At 67.6% G+C, this 15,032-nt stretch carries 15 protein-coding genes and 1 tRNA gene; 10 read left to right on the forward strand and 6 right to left on the reverse strand.

From position 1 onward, the window contains the following. Positions 1–71 precede the first annotated feature (71 nt). The 4 genes from ACWGI8_RS10765 to ACWGI8_RS10780 form a co-directional block, all read right to left on the reverse strand. A tRNA-Ser gene (locus ACWGI8_RS10765) sits at positions 72–156 on the reverse strand. A gap of 204 nt (positions 157–360) precedes the next feature. Next, complete coding sequence (locus tag ACWGI8_RS10770; RefSeq protein WP_453659787.1) at positions 361–732, reverse strand: DUF1330 domain-containing protein; 372 nt, start codon at positions 730–732, stop codon at positions 361–363. A gap of 103 nt (positions 733–835) precedes the next feature. Beyond that, on the reverse strand, positions 836–1,420 hold the full coding sequence (locus ACWGI8_RS10775; protein WP_453659788.1) for a hypothetical protein: 585 nt from the start codon (positions 1,418–1,420) through the stop codon (positions 836–838). A gap of 70 nt (positions 1,421–1,490) precedes the next feature. After that, complete coding sequence (locus tag ACWGI8_RS10780; protein ID WP_453659789.1) at positions 1,491–1,838, reverse strand: YidH family protein; 348 nt, start codon at positions 1,836–1,838, stop codon at positions 1,491–1,493. Positions 1,839–2,365: 527 nt separating this feature from the next. Between ACWGI8_RS10780 and ACWGI8_RS10785 the strand changes: the two genes are divergently transcribed. Continuing rightward, positions 2,366–4,717, forward strand: coding sequence for an arylsulfatase (locus ACWGI8_RS10785; RefSeq protein WP_453659790.1), 2,352 nt, complete (start codon positions 2,366–2,368; stop codon positions 4,715–4,717). 38 nt (positions 4,718–4,755) lie between these two features. Here ACWGI8_RS10785 and ACWGI8_RS10790 read toward each other — a convergent pair whose 3' ends face one another. Beyond that, the gene (locus ACWGI8_RS10790) at positions 4,756–5,037 is read right to left on the reverse strand and encodes a hypothetical protein (RefSeq protein WP_453659791.1); all 282 of its coding nucleotides are present in this window, start codon (positions 5,035–5,037) and stop codon (positions 4,756–4,758) included. Between the two features lie 215 nt (positions 5,038–5,252). Between ACWGI8_RS10790 and ACWGI8_RS10795 the strand changes: the two genes are divergently transcribed. The 6 genes from ACWGI8_RS10795 (at position 5,253) to ACWGI8_RS10820 (ending at position 10,098) form a co-directional block, all read left to right on the forward strand. Then, positions 5,253–5,744: an SRPBCC family protein gene (locus ACWGI8_RS10795; protein ID WP_453659792.1), complete on the forward strand. Its 492-nt coding sequence runs from the start codon at positions 5,253–5,255 to the stop codon at positions 5,742–5,744. 138 nt (positions 5,745–5,882) lie between these two features. Further along, positions 5,883–7,112 carry a helix-turn-helix domain-containing protein gene (locus ACWGI8_RS10800; protein WP_453659801.1) on the forward strand — a complete coding sequence of 410 codons (1,230 nt, stop codon included), beginning with the start codon at positions 5,883–5,885 and terminating at the stop codon, positions 7,110–7,112. Positions 7,113–7,167: 55 nt separating this feature from the next. Beyond that, a complete protein-coding gene (locus ACWGI8_RS10805) occupies positions 7,168–7,608 on the forward strand; it encodes a hypothetical protein (RefSeq protein WP_453659793.1) in 441 nt (146 codons plus the stop codon). Continuing rightward, entirely contained in the window at positions 7,605–7,865 is a 261-nt protein-coding gene (locus ACWGI8_RS10810) for a hypothetical protein (RefSeq protein ID WP_453659794.1), read from the forward strand. Before ACWGI8_RS10805 ends, ACWGI8_RS10810 begins: the two co-directional genes overlap by 4 nt. Continuing rightward, positions 7,841–8,707: a tyrosine-type recombinase/integrase gene (locus tag ACWGI8_RS10815; RefSeq protein WP_453659795.1), complete on the forward strand. Its 867-nt coding sequence runs from the start codon at positions 7,841–7,843 to the stop codon at positions 8,705–8,707. Before ACWGI8_RS10810 ends, ACWGI8_RS10815 begins: the two co-directional genes overlap by 25 nt. A gap of 725 nt (positions 8,708–9,432) precedes the next feature. Continuing rightward, positions 9,433–10,098: a nitroreductase gene (locus tag ACWGI8_RS10820; RefSeq protein ID WP_453659796.1), complete on the forward strand. Its 666-nt coding sequence runs from the start codon at positions 9,433–9,435 to the stop codon at positions 10,096–10,098. A 463-nt stretch (positions 10,099–10,561) separates the two neighbouring features. Here ACWGI8_RS10820 and ACWGI8_RS10825 read toward each other — a convergent pair whose 3' ends face one another. Next, the gene (locus ACWGI8_RS10825; protein ID WP_453659797.1) at positions 10,562–12,004 is read right to left on the reverse strand and encodes a trypsin-like peptidase domain-containing protein; all 1,443 of its coding nucleotides are present in this window, start codon (positions 12,002–12,004) and stop codon (positions 10,562–10,564) included. Between the two features lie 219 nt (positions 12,005–12,223). Between ACWGI8_RS10825 and ACWGI8_RS10830 the strand changes: the two genes are divergently transcribed. The 3 genes from ACWGI8_RS10830 (at position 12,224) to ACWGI8_RS10840 (ending at position 14,966) form a co-directional block, all read left to right on the forward strand. Further along, positions 12,224–13,027, forward strand: coding sequence for a glycerophosphodiester phosphodiesterase (locus tag ACWGI8_RS10830; RefSeq protein WP_453659798.1), 804 nt, complete (start codon positions 12,224–12,226; stop codon positions 13,025–13,027). Between the two features lie 197 nt (positions 13,028–13,224). Continuing rightward, positions 13,225–13,824: an ATP-binding protein gene (locus tag ACWGI8_RS10835; protein WP_453659799.1), complete on the forward strand. Its 600-nt coding sequence runs from the start codon at positions 13,225–13,227 to the stop codon at positions 13,822–13,824. A gap of 149 nt (positions 13,825–13,973) precedes the next feature. Further along, entirely contained in the window at positions 13,974–14,966 is a 993-nt protein-coding gene (locus tag ACWGI8_RS10840) for a DUF5926 family protein (protein WP_453659800.1), read from the forward strand. The last annotated feature ends 66 nt before the right edge of the window (positions 14,967–15,032 follow it).

The following is a 15,032-nucleotide window of genomic DNA, read 5'->3' on the forward strand; positions in this document are numbered from 1 at the left end:
CAGGACCCCATGACGAAGGGGTGTCCCTGGTCGGGACACCCCTTCTGGTCAGCGCGCTCGCCGACCCGCTGCGGTGGGTGTGGGATTTGAACCCACGGTGACTCGCGCCACGACGGTTTTCAAGACCGTTCCCTTAGGCCGCTCGGGCAACCCACCCCAGCCCCGTCCCACCTGGGGCGGAGCGACTACAGCCTACCGGCCTCCGGCCTCGCGCGGGGTTCGTGGTCCACACGGGGTCCACTGGCGCCGGCCTGCCGCCCAGGAGCACCATTCCACGGCGATCGTTGATCCGGCCTGGTGAAAGTGCGGTGTGTGCCCTCGCCATCGGGGACGCACACCGCTTGTCTACGCATCACATAGCTACGGCCGATACATCGCGGATGCGTCCCTGGTCGGTTGAAGTACGGTCTCGGCCAATGCGTCTTCGCGCAGTTCGACGGGGTATCCCGGCTGGCTCACCATGTCGGCGAATGCCTTACGGCTGGGGTAGGAGACAACCGCCACCGCATCCCACCCCTGCGCGGAGCCGCCGACGAGCGGTGCGCTCCCCAGGCCGTAGTAGAGGATCTTCACACCAGCGGCTTCGGCGAAGGGCTGAGCGTTCCGTAGATAGTCGGCGTACTTCTCGGCGCCACCCTCGCTGAACCGAAGGAGATTGAGCATCACTACGGGCGCCTCGGGGTCCTCCGCCACGAAACGTTCGATCTCCTCGACGCTCGGATCAAGGTTCATCGCCGGGCTCCTTCCACTCGCGCTCCACTAGATCACCCGAGCATGCAGTGAGCAATTTGTCACCGTCCGCGTTGAGGGTGGTGAGGCTTGGGGCCGTTTGGCATCACGGGCGATGGAACGGTGCTCCATGGGCACAGTGCGGCGGCGTGTTGTTGCCACTGATGTCGAAGTCCGCGCAGGTCAGGAAGAGGTAATTGAACTTTCCGAGCAGGAAGGCCAGGACCCCGACGGCGATGGTGACGCCCACTGCTCCCAACCGGTGCAGAAGAGGGAGTTCCGCGTAGTCGGGGACCAGAATCTTCGACAACAGCCACGCCAGCACAGGAGCACCCATCATGGTGAGGGCCACCTCGAAGTAGTGGAGGTATGCAGAAGGGTGAGTTCTCGGCGTCAGGATGGCCAGGATGATCCAGAGAGAGGGCAGGAACAGGGCGAGCCAGCCTCCCCGGGGGAGCGCGCCTCTCCTGTGCAGAAGCACCCCTGAGAAGAGGACGGCGGTCGCTACGGCCCACAGGGCGAGCACGGCGTCGAAGAAGACGACGTTGTATGCACCCAAGGTGAAAGCGGGCCACCAGACGACGAGGGTTCCACCCGTTGACGCGGCCGCCACAGCGCGCAGGGTCGGATCGACCTCGGGCAGGGTGCGCTGTTGCGGCGCACTCGGATCTCGCGATGCGCCATCGGCCATGTTCCAATCACCGTCCGGGACGAGAGAATGGCGGAGTCGCTGCTGCGTGCGGCGAACGATGCCAGGAGCGTCAGAGCAGGACCAATGCAGCGATCATGGTCAGGACCATGACGACCGTGGTCGCCATGATCGCGCCCGACTGCGTCGGGGCGAACACACCTGAGTCCAGTTGCCGGCCGACGGACCGGTACCGCGTGGTGCCGTAGATACTGACCAGCAGACCGCTGAAGACCAGGATGGCGCCCGAGGCCACCGCGTGAGCGCCCCTGTGGGGGGCGAACTTGGCGATGGCCACACCGAGACCCGCCACAGCAAGTCCGGTGCGCAGCCACGCCAGATACGTCCGCTCGTTGGCCAGGTGATCCCGGGCGCGGCTGCCAGTGTTCGGCGTGGCGTCCCGCGGAATTTCCCCGTCCATGCAGCCTCCCGTCAGCGCGGCCACCTGTCTGTCGACCGACCCCAGCCTGCCGGGTCCACGCCCTGTCGGCGCGCCCTGTCGCCCGGACGGACGAGGGGAGTCCTCCAGGCGGTGGTCTGCGACCTGGGCACACCGGGCGGTTCTCCGATGGCCGGTGCACTGCTCACTGGCTAGCATGAGGAAGGAGTGGTAAAGCACCAGCCGGGCGGAAGAGCGCCGTCATTTGACGACCTGGTGCACTGTCGCCTCTTCGTGCAGCGCGAATCGTTGAATTAGACACAATCCGCATGTACCCGCCTGCCCTGGCGTCAGTGGGATGCAGCCGAAGTGAGGCTGTACTCGCCGCAGTGTGCAGCACCCGGAATTCATTCCTTTACAGGGGTGGTCACCGAAACTCACAAGACCGCTGCCGCACTTCAGTTGCGGCGACACACGCGGGACCTCCCCTTCCCGCTGTCCATCAGGTACACGCGTGCCAGCGGTCGACGTCGTGTGGCCGAAGCCGGCACGAATGGAGGGACAGGCAGATGACGGCGAAAGAGTACAAGCCGGGGACTGCTTTTCCCGGTGTGATCGGCCGTACGGCCGATGAGTCGACGCCCGCGTGGCCGCAGCCGGTCAGGGCCGTTCCGGGAACGCCGAACGTCCTGTTCATCACACTCGACGACACCGGTTACGGCCAACTCGGCTGTTACGGCGGACCGATCGCGACACCGAACATGGACTCGCTGGCCGCGAACGGGCTGCTGTACAACAACATGCACACGACCGCTCTGTGCTCGCCGTCCCGTTCGTGCATCATCACTGGGCGGAACCATCACGCCAACGCCATGGCTCTGGTGACGGAGTTCTCCACCGGATATCCGGGGTACAACGGCCGTATTCCGTTCGAGAACGGGTTCATCTCCGAGATGCTCGTGCAGCAGGGATTCAACACCTACGCGATCGGCAAGTGGCATCTGGTTCCCTCGGAGTTCGAGTCCGCCGCCGGCCCGTACGACCGGTGGCCGCTGGGGCGGGGCTTCGACCGGTTCTACGGTTTCCTGGGCGGTGACAGCAGTCAGTGGTACCCGGACCTGGTCTACGACAACCACCAGGTCGAGCCTCCCGCCACGCCGGAGGAGGGGTATCACCTGACCCCGGACCTGGTGGACAAGGCGATCTCCTTCATCACCGACGCCAAGCAGGTCGCCCCGGACAAGCCGTTCTTCCTCTACTTCTGCCCCGGAGCCACACACGCGCCGCACCACGTGCCCAAGGAGTGGGCGGACCGCTACCGCGGCCAGTTCGACGATGGCTGGGACGCCTACCGCGAGGCCGCCTTCGACCGGCAGAAGCGACTCGGGGTCGCGCCCCCCGACGCCCGTCTGTCCCGGCACGACCCGGACGTGCCGGAGTGGGACTCCCTCTCCCCCGACGCCCGCCGTCTCGCCGCGCGGATGATGGAGGTCTACGCCGGCTTCCTCAGCCACACCGACCACCACATCGGCCGGCTGCTGGACTTCCTCAAGGAGTCCGGCGAGTTCGACAACACCCTGATCATGCTGGTCTCCGACAACGGAGCCAGCGCCGAGGGCGGGGTCACCGGGACGACGAACGAGGCGCAGTTCTTCAACAACGCCCCCGAACCACTCGAAGACAGCCTCCGCTCCATCGACGAAATCGGCGGACCGAGCACCTTCAACCACTACCCCTGGGGCTGGACCTGGGCTGGCAACACCCCCTTCCGCCGGTGGAAGCGCGAGACCTACCGCGGCGGCGCAAGCGACCCGTTCCTCGCCCACTGGCCCCAGGGCATCCAGGCCCGCGGCGAGGTGCGCACCCAGTACGCCCACATCATCGACATGGTCCCCACCGTGCTGGACGTGCTCGGCATCGAACCCCCGGCCACAATCAAGGGCGTACCCCAGTCACCCCTCCACGGCGTCAGCTTCGCCCACACCTTCGACAACGCCGCCGCACCGACCCTGCATCACACGCAGTACTTCGAGATGATGGGCCACCGCGCCATCGACCACGACGGCTGGCGAGCAGTCTGCCCCTGGCCCGGCCCTTCCTTCACCGAGGCGGGCAAGCCCTTCGGCACCCCCATCAGCTCGGAGACCCTCGCCACGCTGGATCACGAGGGCTGGGAGCTCTACCACATCGACGAGGATTTCGCCGAGACCAACGACGTGGCCGCGGAGAACGGGGCAAGGCGCATCGAGATGGTCTCCCTCTGGTACGTGGAGGCCGGAAAGTACGGAGTCCTGCCCATCGACAGCAGCGGCGTGCAGCGGCTGATGACGGAACGGCCGCAGATCTTCGCCGAGCGGACCAGCTACACCTTCCGGCCTGGCACCGAGACCCTGCCCGCCGCGGTCGCGCCCCGCGTCCTCAACCGCCCGTTCGCCATCACCGCCGACGCCGAGATCCCCGCAGGCGGCGCCGAAGGCGTCTTCCTCTGCCAGGGCACGAACGTCGGAGGCTTCACCTTCTACATGAAGGACCGGAAGCTCCACTACGCCCACAACTACCTCCGACGCGCGATGTACGGCGTCACCTCCACCGAGGAGGTACCCGAAGGCCGGCACGAGCTGCGCTTCGAATTCGAGGTCACCGGAAAGCCAGATATCGCCCAGGGCAAAGGTGTCCCGGGCCGCGCGCAGCTCTACATCGACCGCCATCTGGTCGGTGAGACCGAGATCCCCGTCACCACGCCGATCATGTTCAATCCCGGCGGCATGACCTGCGGTGCCAACCCCGGCTCCCCGGTGACACCCGACTACACGCCGCCCTTCCGGTTCACCGGCACACTGCACGCCGTGACCGTCGACCTGTCCGGCGAACTGATCACCGACGCCGACAGCGAACTGCGCATGCACCTGGCCCGCCAATAGCCCCACCCCGGTCGGAGGGCTTCAGCGACCCACGTGCCTCAGAAGCCCTCCCGGCCCCAGTGCAGCTGAATCTCCAGCCACTGACTCTCCTGCCGCCAGACATCCAGCACGGACACCAGGTGGCGGCTCAGTCCGGCAGCAGTCAGCGACCGCCACTGGTGACCAGCCAGGAACTGGGCCAGCACCGCGATCCGCTCGTCCTGCCGGGCAACCCGTGCCGTGCCGGCAATCCAATGGGGGTCAACAGCGGTAAGGGCACGGCGGCTGACCGCCTCCGGCGTAAGACTTTGCCAGGCATACGGGGCCAGCGCCGCAGTCACGGCGACGACCCGCGGGTCGTCTGGGGCAACGAGTCGCAACATCTGAGGATGCCCTTCGCTGGAACTCTCGACGGTCAGGAACCCCCGTCGACCATCCGTCGCCCGAGTGCGCTGCTCGGTGCAGGATATCGGGCAGATGGTACGACGTTCACATATTTCCCGCTACCGTCGACGGCCGTCCCCGTCGAGCCGTCAATCGGAAGGGCCGAGAGATCATGACCTACCAGCTGCGTTCCGAAGACCTCGGCTTCACCCGACGTGCCCCCTTCCGGCAGACCTGCACCCAAGAGCTACGCGCTTCCGCCGACGCGCTCTTCGAGCAGCTCGCCGCATATCCGGAGAACTGGCCCCGCTGGTTCGCACCGGCCAACGACGTCCACTTCGAGGGCTCACCCCCCTACGGCACAGGCTCATTGCGCTGCTTCCGCCTGTACCGCGTGATCCGCGCCCGTGAACGAATCATCGCGTGGGACCCCGGCAGGCGTTTCGCCTACTGCGCCCAGGAAACCAACGCCCCAGGAGTTCGGGCCTTGGTGGAAGAGTGGACCCTGACACCCTCGGGAGACGCGAGAACCACCGTCCGATGGACTCTCGCTGTCGACTCCCGGGCCCCCGTCCACCTGCTCCTGCGATCGGGACGGCACCACATCAACAAACTCTTTCGCGAGGCGGCCCAACGGCTCGAAGCAATGTGCTCCCACGCCTGACTGAAGGCCGATGACCTGTAGGACTCCACACACGGCACGCGACGTCGGTACCGTCGAGGGTAGAAGCCCCGACGGATGGAGCACGATGCCTCGCCGCCCGCTGAACCGCCGGCGCCTCACCCATAGGGGGGCGTGCTGATGCTGGAAGAAGCCGAAGAGATCGGCCGTCGCGCACGCCGCGCACGGCTCCGCCTCGGCATGACGCAAGCCGACCTCGCTGCCGCCCTGGGTAAGACGCAGGGCTGGGTGTCCAAGATGGAACGCGGACACATCGAACTCGATCGCGTCGGCCTGCTCAACCTCCTCGCCTCGGAGCTGCATGTACACCCGAACGACCTGATCGGACGGCCGTACAACAGCTCTCCGGCCGAGAATCAGTGGCAGGTCTCTGCCGCAGCGATCATGCGTGAGCTGCGCCGTTACGACCTCGCTCCCGTCTTCGACGGGGCTCCCCGCCCAGCCGGTCAGCTGTGGCAGGAAACCACCCGCCTGCACCGCCTCCGCGACGCTGCTGCCAACGTAGCGATCATGCAGGTGCTCCCCGACCTGTTCCGTGAGGCGCGTGCCCTGGCCGAAGTCGCCACGGGCCACGAGCAGGAAGAGGCGTACGCGATCTACGCGGTGTGCTGCAAGTTCGCTCACACCGCCGCGCACGCCCTTGGGCACCCGGAGCTGGTCGCCATGGCATGCGAACGGGCTGCATGGTCCGCACGGCTGTCAGGCGACCCTGTGATGCCTGCCGTCGCCGACTGGATGCGTGTCTGGGACATGTGGGCCACAGCGGATTGGGATGACTCCATTGCCCTGGCGGACAAGGCACTTCGCAGCGTGCAGCAGGAATACGACCGGGGTGAGCCGCTGGCCGTGCGGGCGTGGGGGTCACTGCAACTGCGCGCGGCTGTCTCAGCTGCGCGGGGCGGTCGCAAGGCCGAAGCGAAGGATCGGATCAAGCACGCACGGAGCGCAGCCAAGCGGATGGTCGAGGCCGCCGGCCCTCCGATCTACGACCGTCACAGCCTGACGTTCTCGCCGGGCAACGTGCAGATCCACGCGATCAGTGTCGCCCTGGAGATGCATGAGCAACGCGAGGCCCTGTCGATAAACCGGCGCACGGGCAAGGAACTTATCGAGTCGCTTCCCAACTCTCGTCAGGGGCATCACCACATGGACCTGGCGCGCGCATGGCTGTGGGACGGGAACCGCGACAAGGCACTCAAGGAACTGGAGAAGGCGGAGAGCATCGCCCCCCAGCTCGTCCGCAACCATCCCATCGCCCGGTCAACCCTGCGCAGCATCGTGTACGCCGAGCGGGCGAGCACTCGTGAGAAGCTGCGCCGCATGTCAGACCGCTTCCACCTCGACGGATGAGGGTCGTATTCCTGCGGTTCATATTGGGCCCCGGAGATATTCCTAGCTTCGGGGCATGGCCGAACGAACCGCGAAGCAACTTCCCGCTCCGGGCGCTGAGTTAAGCGCTGGCGCCCCGTTTCACCCCCGTTTCGGCGACCTGGCGCTCGACCTCGCCAAGGGCGGAAAGATCGGCATAGTCGTCGCCCTGCCGAGCGACACCTCGGCGTCGTACCAACTGCGTCCGCCGGGCGGGGGAGAAGACTGGCGTGCCAAATCGGACGGGTCCACTTTGCGCCCCGTGCCGGTGCCGGTCACGCACGTCACGCCTATGCGGCGAGACGCCATCTACGACCACCGTGCCCAGCAGGCCGCGCTGCCGGTATCCGTTCACTACGAAGACGGCGGCGCCTGCGAGACGGCGCTCGTGCTCACTCCGGCCCAAGTCGAGCTGTACTCCATCCAGTTCACACGGCTCATCGCAGCCAGGGAATCGGCACGGGAGCATGCGCGGTGAGCCCGGCCGTGCTGATGCTCGCCCCGCCGACTTCTGCACGTGCCTCGATGCGGTCGCCCATCGCCTTCCGCTGTGAGGCGACCGCCCACGACCTCAGCGGCTCCCGCGAGGTGCTGCTCGCCACCTACCGGGGCCGTTCCCCACGGCTCGCCGCCCGTTGGCTACGCGCTGAGGCTCACCACCTCGCCCGGCTGCTGTCCCCGGACCCTGATGCTCTGTCCCTCCGGGAGTGGTGCGTACGGCGCTCGATGCGCTGACGCTGAAGCAGAACGGCACGGCCGCTGCTGAGAACACCGTGAACCGCAAGCGGACGGTCTTCAGCAACTGTCTCCGATACGCGGTGGAGCGGGAGTTGCTGACGGCCCTGCCCCTGGACAAGGTCGACTGGACCCCGCCCGAGACCGACGACGAGATCGACTTCCGGTTCGTCCCCGGTCCCAAGCTGGCGAAGGCACTGATCAACGCGGTCGGTGAGCAAGGCGAACGGGGGCGACACCTTCAGGCGTTCTTCGGCTGTCTCTACTACGCGGCCAACCGCCCTGGTGAGGCGGTCAGTCTCCGTGAGGACGACTTCACCCTTCCTGAAGAGGGCTGGGGCGAAGTCCTACTCTCCGCGAGCATGCCCCGAGTCGGCTCGGGATGGACGGGCACAGGCGAGTCGTTCGATACGCGCGGTCTGAAGAAGCGGGCTCGCAAGGCCACCCGGCCGGTTCCGATTCCGCCGGTTCTCGTGCGCCTGGTCCGCGAGCACATCAAGGAGTTCGGCACCGCCGACGACGGCCGGCTGTTCCGTGCGGCCCAGGGTGGCCACCTCCTGTCCAAGGAATACGGGGAGGTATGGAAGGCAGCCCGCACGGGAGTGCTGACGGAGTCTGAGGCAGCCTCGCCACTGGCTGACGTGCCGTACTCCCTCCGACACGCGGGCGTCTCGCTCTGGCTTGAGTCCGGCGTCACCCCGGCCGAGGTGGCACGACGGACAGGCCACAGCATCGCGGTCCTTTTCCGCTTCTACGCCAAGGCCATCCACCGCAACCAAGCGCGGGCCAACCAACAAATCGAACAGGCTCTCGACATGATCGACGAGCACGACGACGAGTAGGCCGCAAACCGGCTCGTAGGGGCGTCCCTTGTGGGGCGCCCCTCTTGTTTTAGGAAGTCGGGACCTTCCCAAGTCGTCTGCCTGCATCCTGCATTCATGGATCAAGGACATGTAGCACTGGTGTCGGCGGGTGCTGGCCTCTTGGGTGCGATCGGTGGCGCAGCCATCGGCGGTGTAGCCGCTGCGAGAGGGGCACGACTTGGCGCGGAGACGACGGCCCGAGCGACCAACCAGCAAGTACACGATCAAGCAACTGCGGACCACGATCACTGGCTTCGCGGGCAACGCCTTGAAGCGTGCCGCGTCTTACTCACGGCGTACGACGAGTACGCCATAGCTGCGTCGATGCTGACCAGAGTGCTTGAGCGGGAAGCTGATGGGCCCAGAGACGTTGGGCAGGCTTTCGGGCAGGCGGTCTCGGCGTTCCGGAACGCCTATTGGCAGGTCCGTCTCGTGGGCTCCCCTGACGTGCGAGAGCATGCGTCGCGACTACGAACGCACCTCGAAGATCACAAGGATTGTGTGGACCGGTGGATGGACGCTGTCCTCTCCATGCAAGGCTCCTCGGCGGCCTCTGAGCGGGCGGAGGAAGAGCGGCTAAGAATCCAACTGGGCGAGCTGCATGACGCGTTCATGGAGACGGCAAGTCGCGCCATATCCGAGCGCCCAGCGATCGCCTGAGCCAGCTCGGGCCCCCTATCAACGCGTTGAGAGGACGAGAAGACGTGGATGTGTACGAGGCCGTGGACAGTCGCCGGGCCGTGCGGGCGTTCAGCGATCAGCCAGTACCCAAAGAGGTACTCGAACGAGTGTTGGCCGCAGCAACACGGGCTCCATCGAGCGGGAACCTCCAGCCGTGGCATGTATATGTCGTGACCGGCGAGCCCTTGGCCGAACTCAAGAGGCGCGCAACGTCCAGGGCACTGGCGGGCGACCCGGGTGATGAGCGGGAGTACCCGATGTACCCGGCCGAACTGACCCCGCCGTATCTGGACCGCTTCTCCGCCGCAGCTGCCCAGCGGTACAAGGCACTGGGAATCGAGCGCGACGACCCCGACAGACCCATGAAGATCGCCGCCTTGAACTCAGAGGCGTTCGGGGCGCCCGTCGTACTGTTCTGCTACCTCGACCGGACGATGGGGCCCGGACAGTGGGGGGACGCGGGGATGTACTTGCAGACGGTCATGCTCTTGCTGAGGGCGGAGGGACTGCACAGCTGCCCCCAGGTGATGTGGACGATGTATCGCAAGACCGTCAGCCAGATAGTCGGGGCCGATGACAGGCTCGTGCTGTTCTGCGGTGTCTCGGTGGGATTCGAGAAGGAAGGCGTGCCATCACTGCGTACCGGGCGGGCAGGCATGGCAGAAACAGTGAACTTCATCGGGATGTGACCTAGGCGGCCAAGATCTACGTGACAGGCCCTAGTGGTCCCGGCTCCGCGCCGGCGTCATTGGACTGGTACCGCAACGCCGCCGGGCGGGCTGAGCTCTCTGTGCTCTCATGGTCGCGAACAAGCATCCAGAGCTCCCGCTCGTCGGGGATACGCGACAGCAGATCTCCAGGTCAATGCAGATATCACGGTCCAAGATCTGGTCCACGCCTGGTCCACACGCACTGATCCACAACGCGACAGGACCGGGTCAAGGTGAGACAGACCCCATGCAGAAGGGGCGCCCCTCATCGAGGGACGCCCCTTCTGACCAGCACGTCTGTGACCTGCGGAGGCGGTGGGATTCGAGCCCACGGAGACGCTTTCACGTCCTCACGTTTTTCAAGACCGTTCCCTTAGGCCGCTCGGGCAACCCACCCCGCGCCGCCCCGATCATCGGGATGGCGCGTGCACAGCCTAGCCCGTCAGCCGTCGCCCTTGCGCTCGCCCAGGGTGATCGTGGTCGTGACCTCGCGGCCGTCGCGTTCGTAGGTGAGGGTGACCTTGTCGCCGGGCTTGTGGTTCCAGATCTCGCTGATCAGGGTCGGGCCGCTGTCGACCGGCTTGCCGTTGAACTCGGTGATGACATCGCCGGGCTTGAGACCCGCCTTGGCCGCCGGGCCGTTCGGGGTGACCGCGGGGGCGCCGCCCGTGCCCTGTTCGGCGATGGTGGCGCCGGTGCTCTTCCCGGTCATGTTCACCGTCGCGCCGATGACGGGGTAGACGGGCTGGCCGGTCTTGATGAGCTGATCCGCGACGTTCCTGGCCTGGTTTATGGGGATGGCGAAGCCGAGGCCGATGGAGCCCCCCTGGGACTGCTGGCCGAAGCCGTTGCTGCCGGTGGACTGGATGGCCGAGTTGATGCCGATCACCGCGCCGCTCGCGTCGAGCAGCGGGCCGCCGGAGTTGCCCGGGTTGATCGAGGCGTCGGTCTGCAGGGCGCTCATGTACGCGTTCTTGCCGCCGGAGCCGTCGACCGAGGCGACCGGGCGGTTCTTGGCGCTGATGATGCCGGTGGTCACCGTGTTGGAGAGGCCGAAGGGCGCGCCGATCGCGATGGTCGAGTCACCGACGGCGACCCGGTCGGAGTCGCCCAGCGGCAGCGGTGTCAGGCCGGAGGGTGCGTTCTTCAGCTTCAGTACGGCGACGTCGTAGCCCTGGGCCCGGCCGACGACCTCGGCGTCGTACTTCTTGCCGTCGGAGAAGGTGGCGGAGAGCGTGCCGCCGTCGGCCGCGGAGGCCACCACGTGGTTGTTGGTGAGGATGTGGCCGTCCTTGTCGTACACGAATCCGGTGCCCGTGCCGCCTTCGCCCCCGCCGGCCGCCCCGGACTGCGCCTCGATCGTGACGACGCTCGGAAGGGCCTTGTTCGCGACGGCGGCGACCGTCCCCGGATCGCGCTTGAAATCGGCGGGGGCCTGGCCGGTCGCGACGGTCGTCGAGATGCCGCCGGCGTCGTTGCGCTCGGCGGCCCAGTAGCCGATCCCGCCGCCGACGCCACCGGCGACGAGCGCGGCGACGAGGACGGCGGCAATCAGTCCGCCGGATCGCCTGCGCGGGGCCGCGGGCCCGGGTACGGGCGCGCCCCAGGGGGCCGTCGGCGGCGGAGGCCACCCGGCGGCGGCCCCCTGCACCCCGGCATGCTGTGCGCCGTCGTGCTGCACCGCCGCCGGAGAGGGCGTCGGTGAGGACGCCGGGGCAACTGTCGGTACGGGCGGCATCTGCTGGGTCGACCGTGTCGGCTGCGTCGACGCCTCCGTCCCCGTGTGCTCCTGCGCGGCCGCGCCTTCGGGAGCGGCCGCCGGCACAGGAGGTACGGACGGGGCGCCCTGAGCCCCAGTGCCAGTGCCCTCGTTTTCAGTGCTCACAGCGTTTCTCTCCTCGATTTCACGATCACTCGTCGGCGCGTCCGGGCGCGTCCGGGCGTTGCGGTCGGCTCCGATCGGCTCCGATCGGCTCCCATCAGCTTTTCCCACAGGCTGTCAGGCCACTGTAAGCAGGACCTGTGCGTATTTGGGCCATCCTTTATCACGGACATTACGGACACACCCACGGCGTCCGCTTTCAGACGATGGCACCATGACGCGGTGACCCAACTCCCGATCCAGGTCGTCGCCCACCGAGGCGCCTCGGAGGACGCTCCCGAACACACCCTGGCCGCCTACATCAAGGCCATAGAGGACGGGGCGGACGCCCTCGAGTGCGATGTGCGGCTGACTGCGGACGGTCATCTCGTCTGTGTCCACGACCGCCGTGTGGACCGGACCTCCAACGGTCGCGGCGCCGTCTCCGCCCTGGAGCTCGCGGACCTCGCCGCGCTCGACTTCGGTTCGTGGAAGGACCGCGAGGAGAGCCCGGACTGGAAGGACCGCGAGTTCACCTCCGTACTGACCCTGGAGCGGCTGCTGGAGCTGGTCGCGGACGCCGGGCGGCGGATCGAGCTGGCGATCGAGACCAAGCACCCCACCCGCTGGGCCGGCCAGGTAGAGGAGCGGCTGCTCCAGCTGCTGAAGCGGTTCGGCCTCGACGCCCCGGCCTCACCGGCCGAGTCGCCCGTACGCGTCATGAGCTTCTCGGCACGCTCGCTGCACCGGATCTCGGCCGCCGCGCCGGGCATCCCCACCGTCTATCTGCTGCAGTTCCTCTCGCCGCGACTGCGCGACGGACGGCTGCCGGCCGGCGCCCGGATCGCGGGCCCCGGCATCCGGATCGTCCGCAATCACCCCTCCTACATCGACCGGCTGCACGCCGCGGGCCACCAGGTGCACGTCTGGACGGTGAACGAGCCCGAGGACGTCGACCTCTGCGCCCAGCTCGGCGTCGAGGCGATCATCACCAACCGCCCCAGGCAGGTGCTGTCTCAATTGGGTCGCCTGCAACGGCCGTCGTAACAGCCCTCGCAGCTCTCGCAGCTCTCGTAACGACCTTCGTGGCAGCCCTTGCCGCAGCCCTCGCAGCGGCTTTCGCGTCGGTTTCGTGGCGGTTTTCGCAGCGGCTGCCGAGGCGGCTCCTGCAGCGGTCCCGGCAACGCCATACGCCCGTTACGGGGAGTGCACCGGCGCGTTCGGACCGTGTTCGATCGTTACGAGTGCGTCACCAGACATGGTTTGGCCGGTTTCCGGTCCAGGCCCTTGGGGCATCCACACCGTGGCGTGGGGCAAAGGAGGTCTCGGGGGTGGCGTTGGTGGTGGCACAGGAGGTGCCCACGTCGTCGAGCATGGCCGTACCCCATGGCCCTGCGGGCGTGGGTGAGGCAAGGCACCGGATGCGTGAGCAGTTGCGACGCGGCGGGGTGTCCGAATCGGTCGTCGACGATGCTGTTCTGATCCTTTCCGAACTGCTGAGCAATGCCTGCCGGCACGGCAGACCGCTCGGGCACGCGGAGATCGGGGACGGCGACATCCGCGCCGCATGGCGTGTCGACACGGAAGGCGGACTGACCGTCGAGGTGACGGACGGAGGCGGTCCTACCCGACCGGTTCCGGCCACGCCCTCGGTCACGGCGCACGGCGGCCGTGGGCTCAACATCATCAGTGCGCTCGCCCAGGACTGGGGCGTACGGGACGGCGCGTCCGGCGAGGTCACCGTGTGGGTGCTCGTATCCGAAGGGCATCGTCGCGACGATTTCGCTACGCGCGTCATAGGCCCCCGATTCGATTTCGCGGACGTCTACGACGACATGGACTGAGGTGAGGTCCGCCGTCTCGAGCGAGTGGCGACGAGGCGCAAGAAGGTGGCGTCCGGCGACCTGGGCCACGCGCTGCGGCCGCCACCACGGCCGTAACGGCTAGGCTCGCGCCCGAGACAAGCACGCCGTCATCGGGAGAAAGCCACACCATGGCCAAGAAGCGCCCCCAGACGAAGGCCACACAGCGTCGATCAGCGCCTGCGGCGCAGGCCCAGCTCACCGACGGTGAGATCCCTGTGGTGGGGGCCCGTGAGCCCTGCCCCTGTGGTTCGGGCCGCCGCTACAAGGCCTGCCACGGCCGGGCCGCCGCGCACGCCGTGACCGAGCTGGTTCAGCGCCCCTTCGAGGGGATGACCGCCGAGTGCGACTGGGTCGCCCTCCGCGAGCTGGTTCCGGCAGCGACCGTCGCACTGACCCTGAAGGACCCGCTGCCCGACGACGTCCCGTCCGTCACGCTCGCGACCGTCCTTCCGATGGCGTGGCCCGCACTGCGCCGCGAGGACGGCTCCGTCCTGCTCGCCGTGCAGAACGACATGACCTCCGGAGACCTGAGCCGCGATATCGCGCACACGCTGCAGCGCGCGCTCACCGCGAAGCCCGGCACGCCGATCACCGGCGCGAGGACGTCCGCGGAGGGACCCCGGCTGCAGGATCTGATCGATGCGGACGCACCGTTCGAGCCGGTCGTCCACAGCGGCTTCGAGTTCTGGATCCCGAACTCGTCGGAGAACGCGAACCCTGAGGTGGCCGCTTCGCTGGAGCGGGCCAACGCGGCCGCGATCCCGACCGTCAGGCTGACCGGAGTGGAGGCGGCGTACTGGTGCGAGACCCCGGAGAAGAACCATCTGCGCTGGGTCATGCCGCACCCCGAGGAGCGCCTGCTGGACGCGCTCGCGCGGCTGCACGCCGCGGGGACGTCGAGCCTCGGTGAGGGCACCCGGCTCGTCGGTTCGTTCCGTGCGCACGGGCTGATGGTCCCCGTCTGGGACCTGCCGGCCGGGATGAGCGCCGACGAGTGCGAGAAGCCGGCCGCGGAGCTCGTGGAGCGACTGGCGGAGGCGCTCGCGGTGGACGAACCGCTGACCCCCGAGGAGCGCAGGGCGCGTGGCGGGCTCACCAACCGCCAGGTGACCCTCAGCTGACCCGGCCCGACCCGGTCGACCGGACCGCGGTCGACCCGGCCGACCCGGCCGACCCGGCCGCAACCG

Source organism: Streptomyces sp. NPDC054841 (assembly GCF_053611045.1).

What these genes read in the sequence shown, in the direction of transcription:
- ACWGI8_RS10770 (WP_453659787.1), bottom strand. Translation starts at nt 732, where the DNA reads ATGAACCTTGATCCGAGCGTCGAGGAGATCGAACGTTTCGTGGCGGAG.
- ACWGI8_RS10775 (WP_453659788.1), bottom strand. Translation starts at nt 1,420, where the DNA reads ATGGCCGATGGCGCATCGCGAGATCCGAGTGCGCCGCAACAGCGCACC.
- ACWGI8_RS10780 (WP_453659789.1), bottom strand. Translation starts at nt 1,838, where the DNA reads ATGGACGGGGAAATTCCGCGGGACGCCACGCCGAACACTGGCAGCCGC.
- ACWGI8_RS10785 (WP_453659790.1), top strand. Translation starts at nt 2,366, where the DNA reads ATGACGGCGAAAGAGTACAAGCCGGGGACTGCTTTTCCCGGTGTGATC.
- ACWGI8_RS10795 (WP_453659792.1), top strand. Translation starts at nt 5,253, where the DNA reads ATGACCTACCAGCTGCGTTCCGAAGACCTCGGCTTCACCCGACGTGCC.
- ACWGI8_RS10800 (WP_453659801.1), top strand. Translation starts at nt 5,883, where the DNA reads ATGCTGGAAGAAGCCGAAGAGATCGGCCGTCGCGCACGCCGCGCACGG.
- ACWGI8_RS10805 (WP_453659793.1), top strand. Translation starts at nt 7,168, where the DNA reads ATGGCCGAACGAACCGCGAAGCAACTTCCCGCTCCGGGCGCTGAGTTA.
- ACWGI8_RS10840 (WP_453659800.1), top strand. Translation starts at nt 13,974, where the DNA reads ATGGCCAAGAAGCGCCCCCAGACGAAGGCCACACAGCGTCGATCAGCG.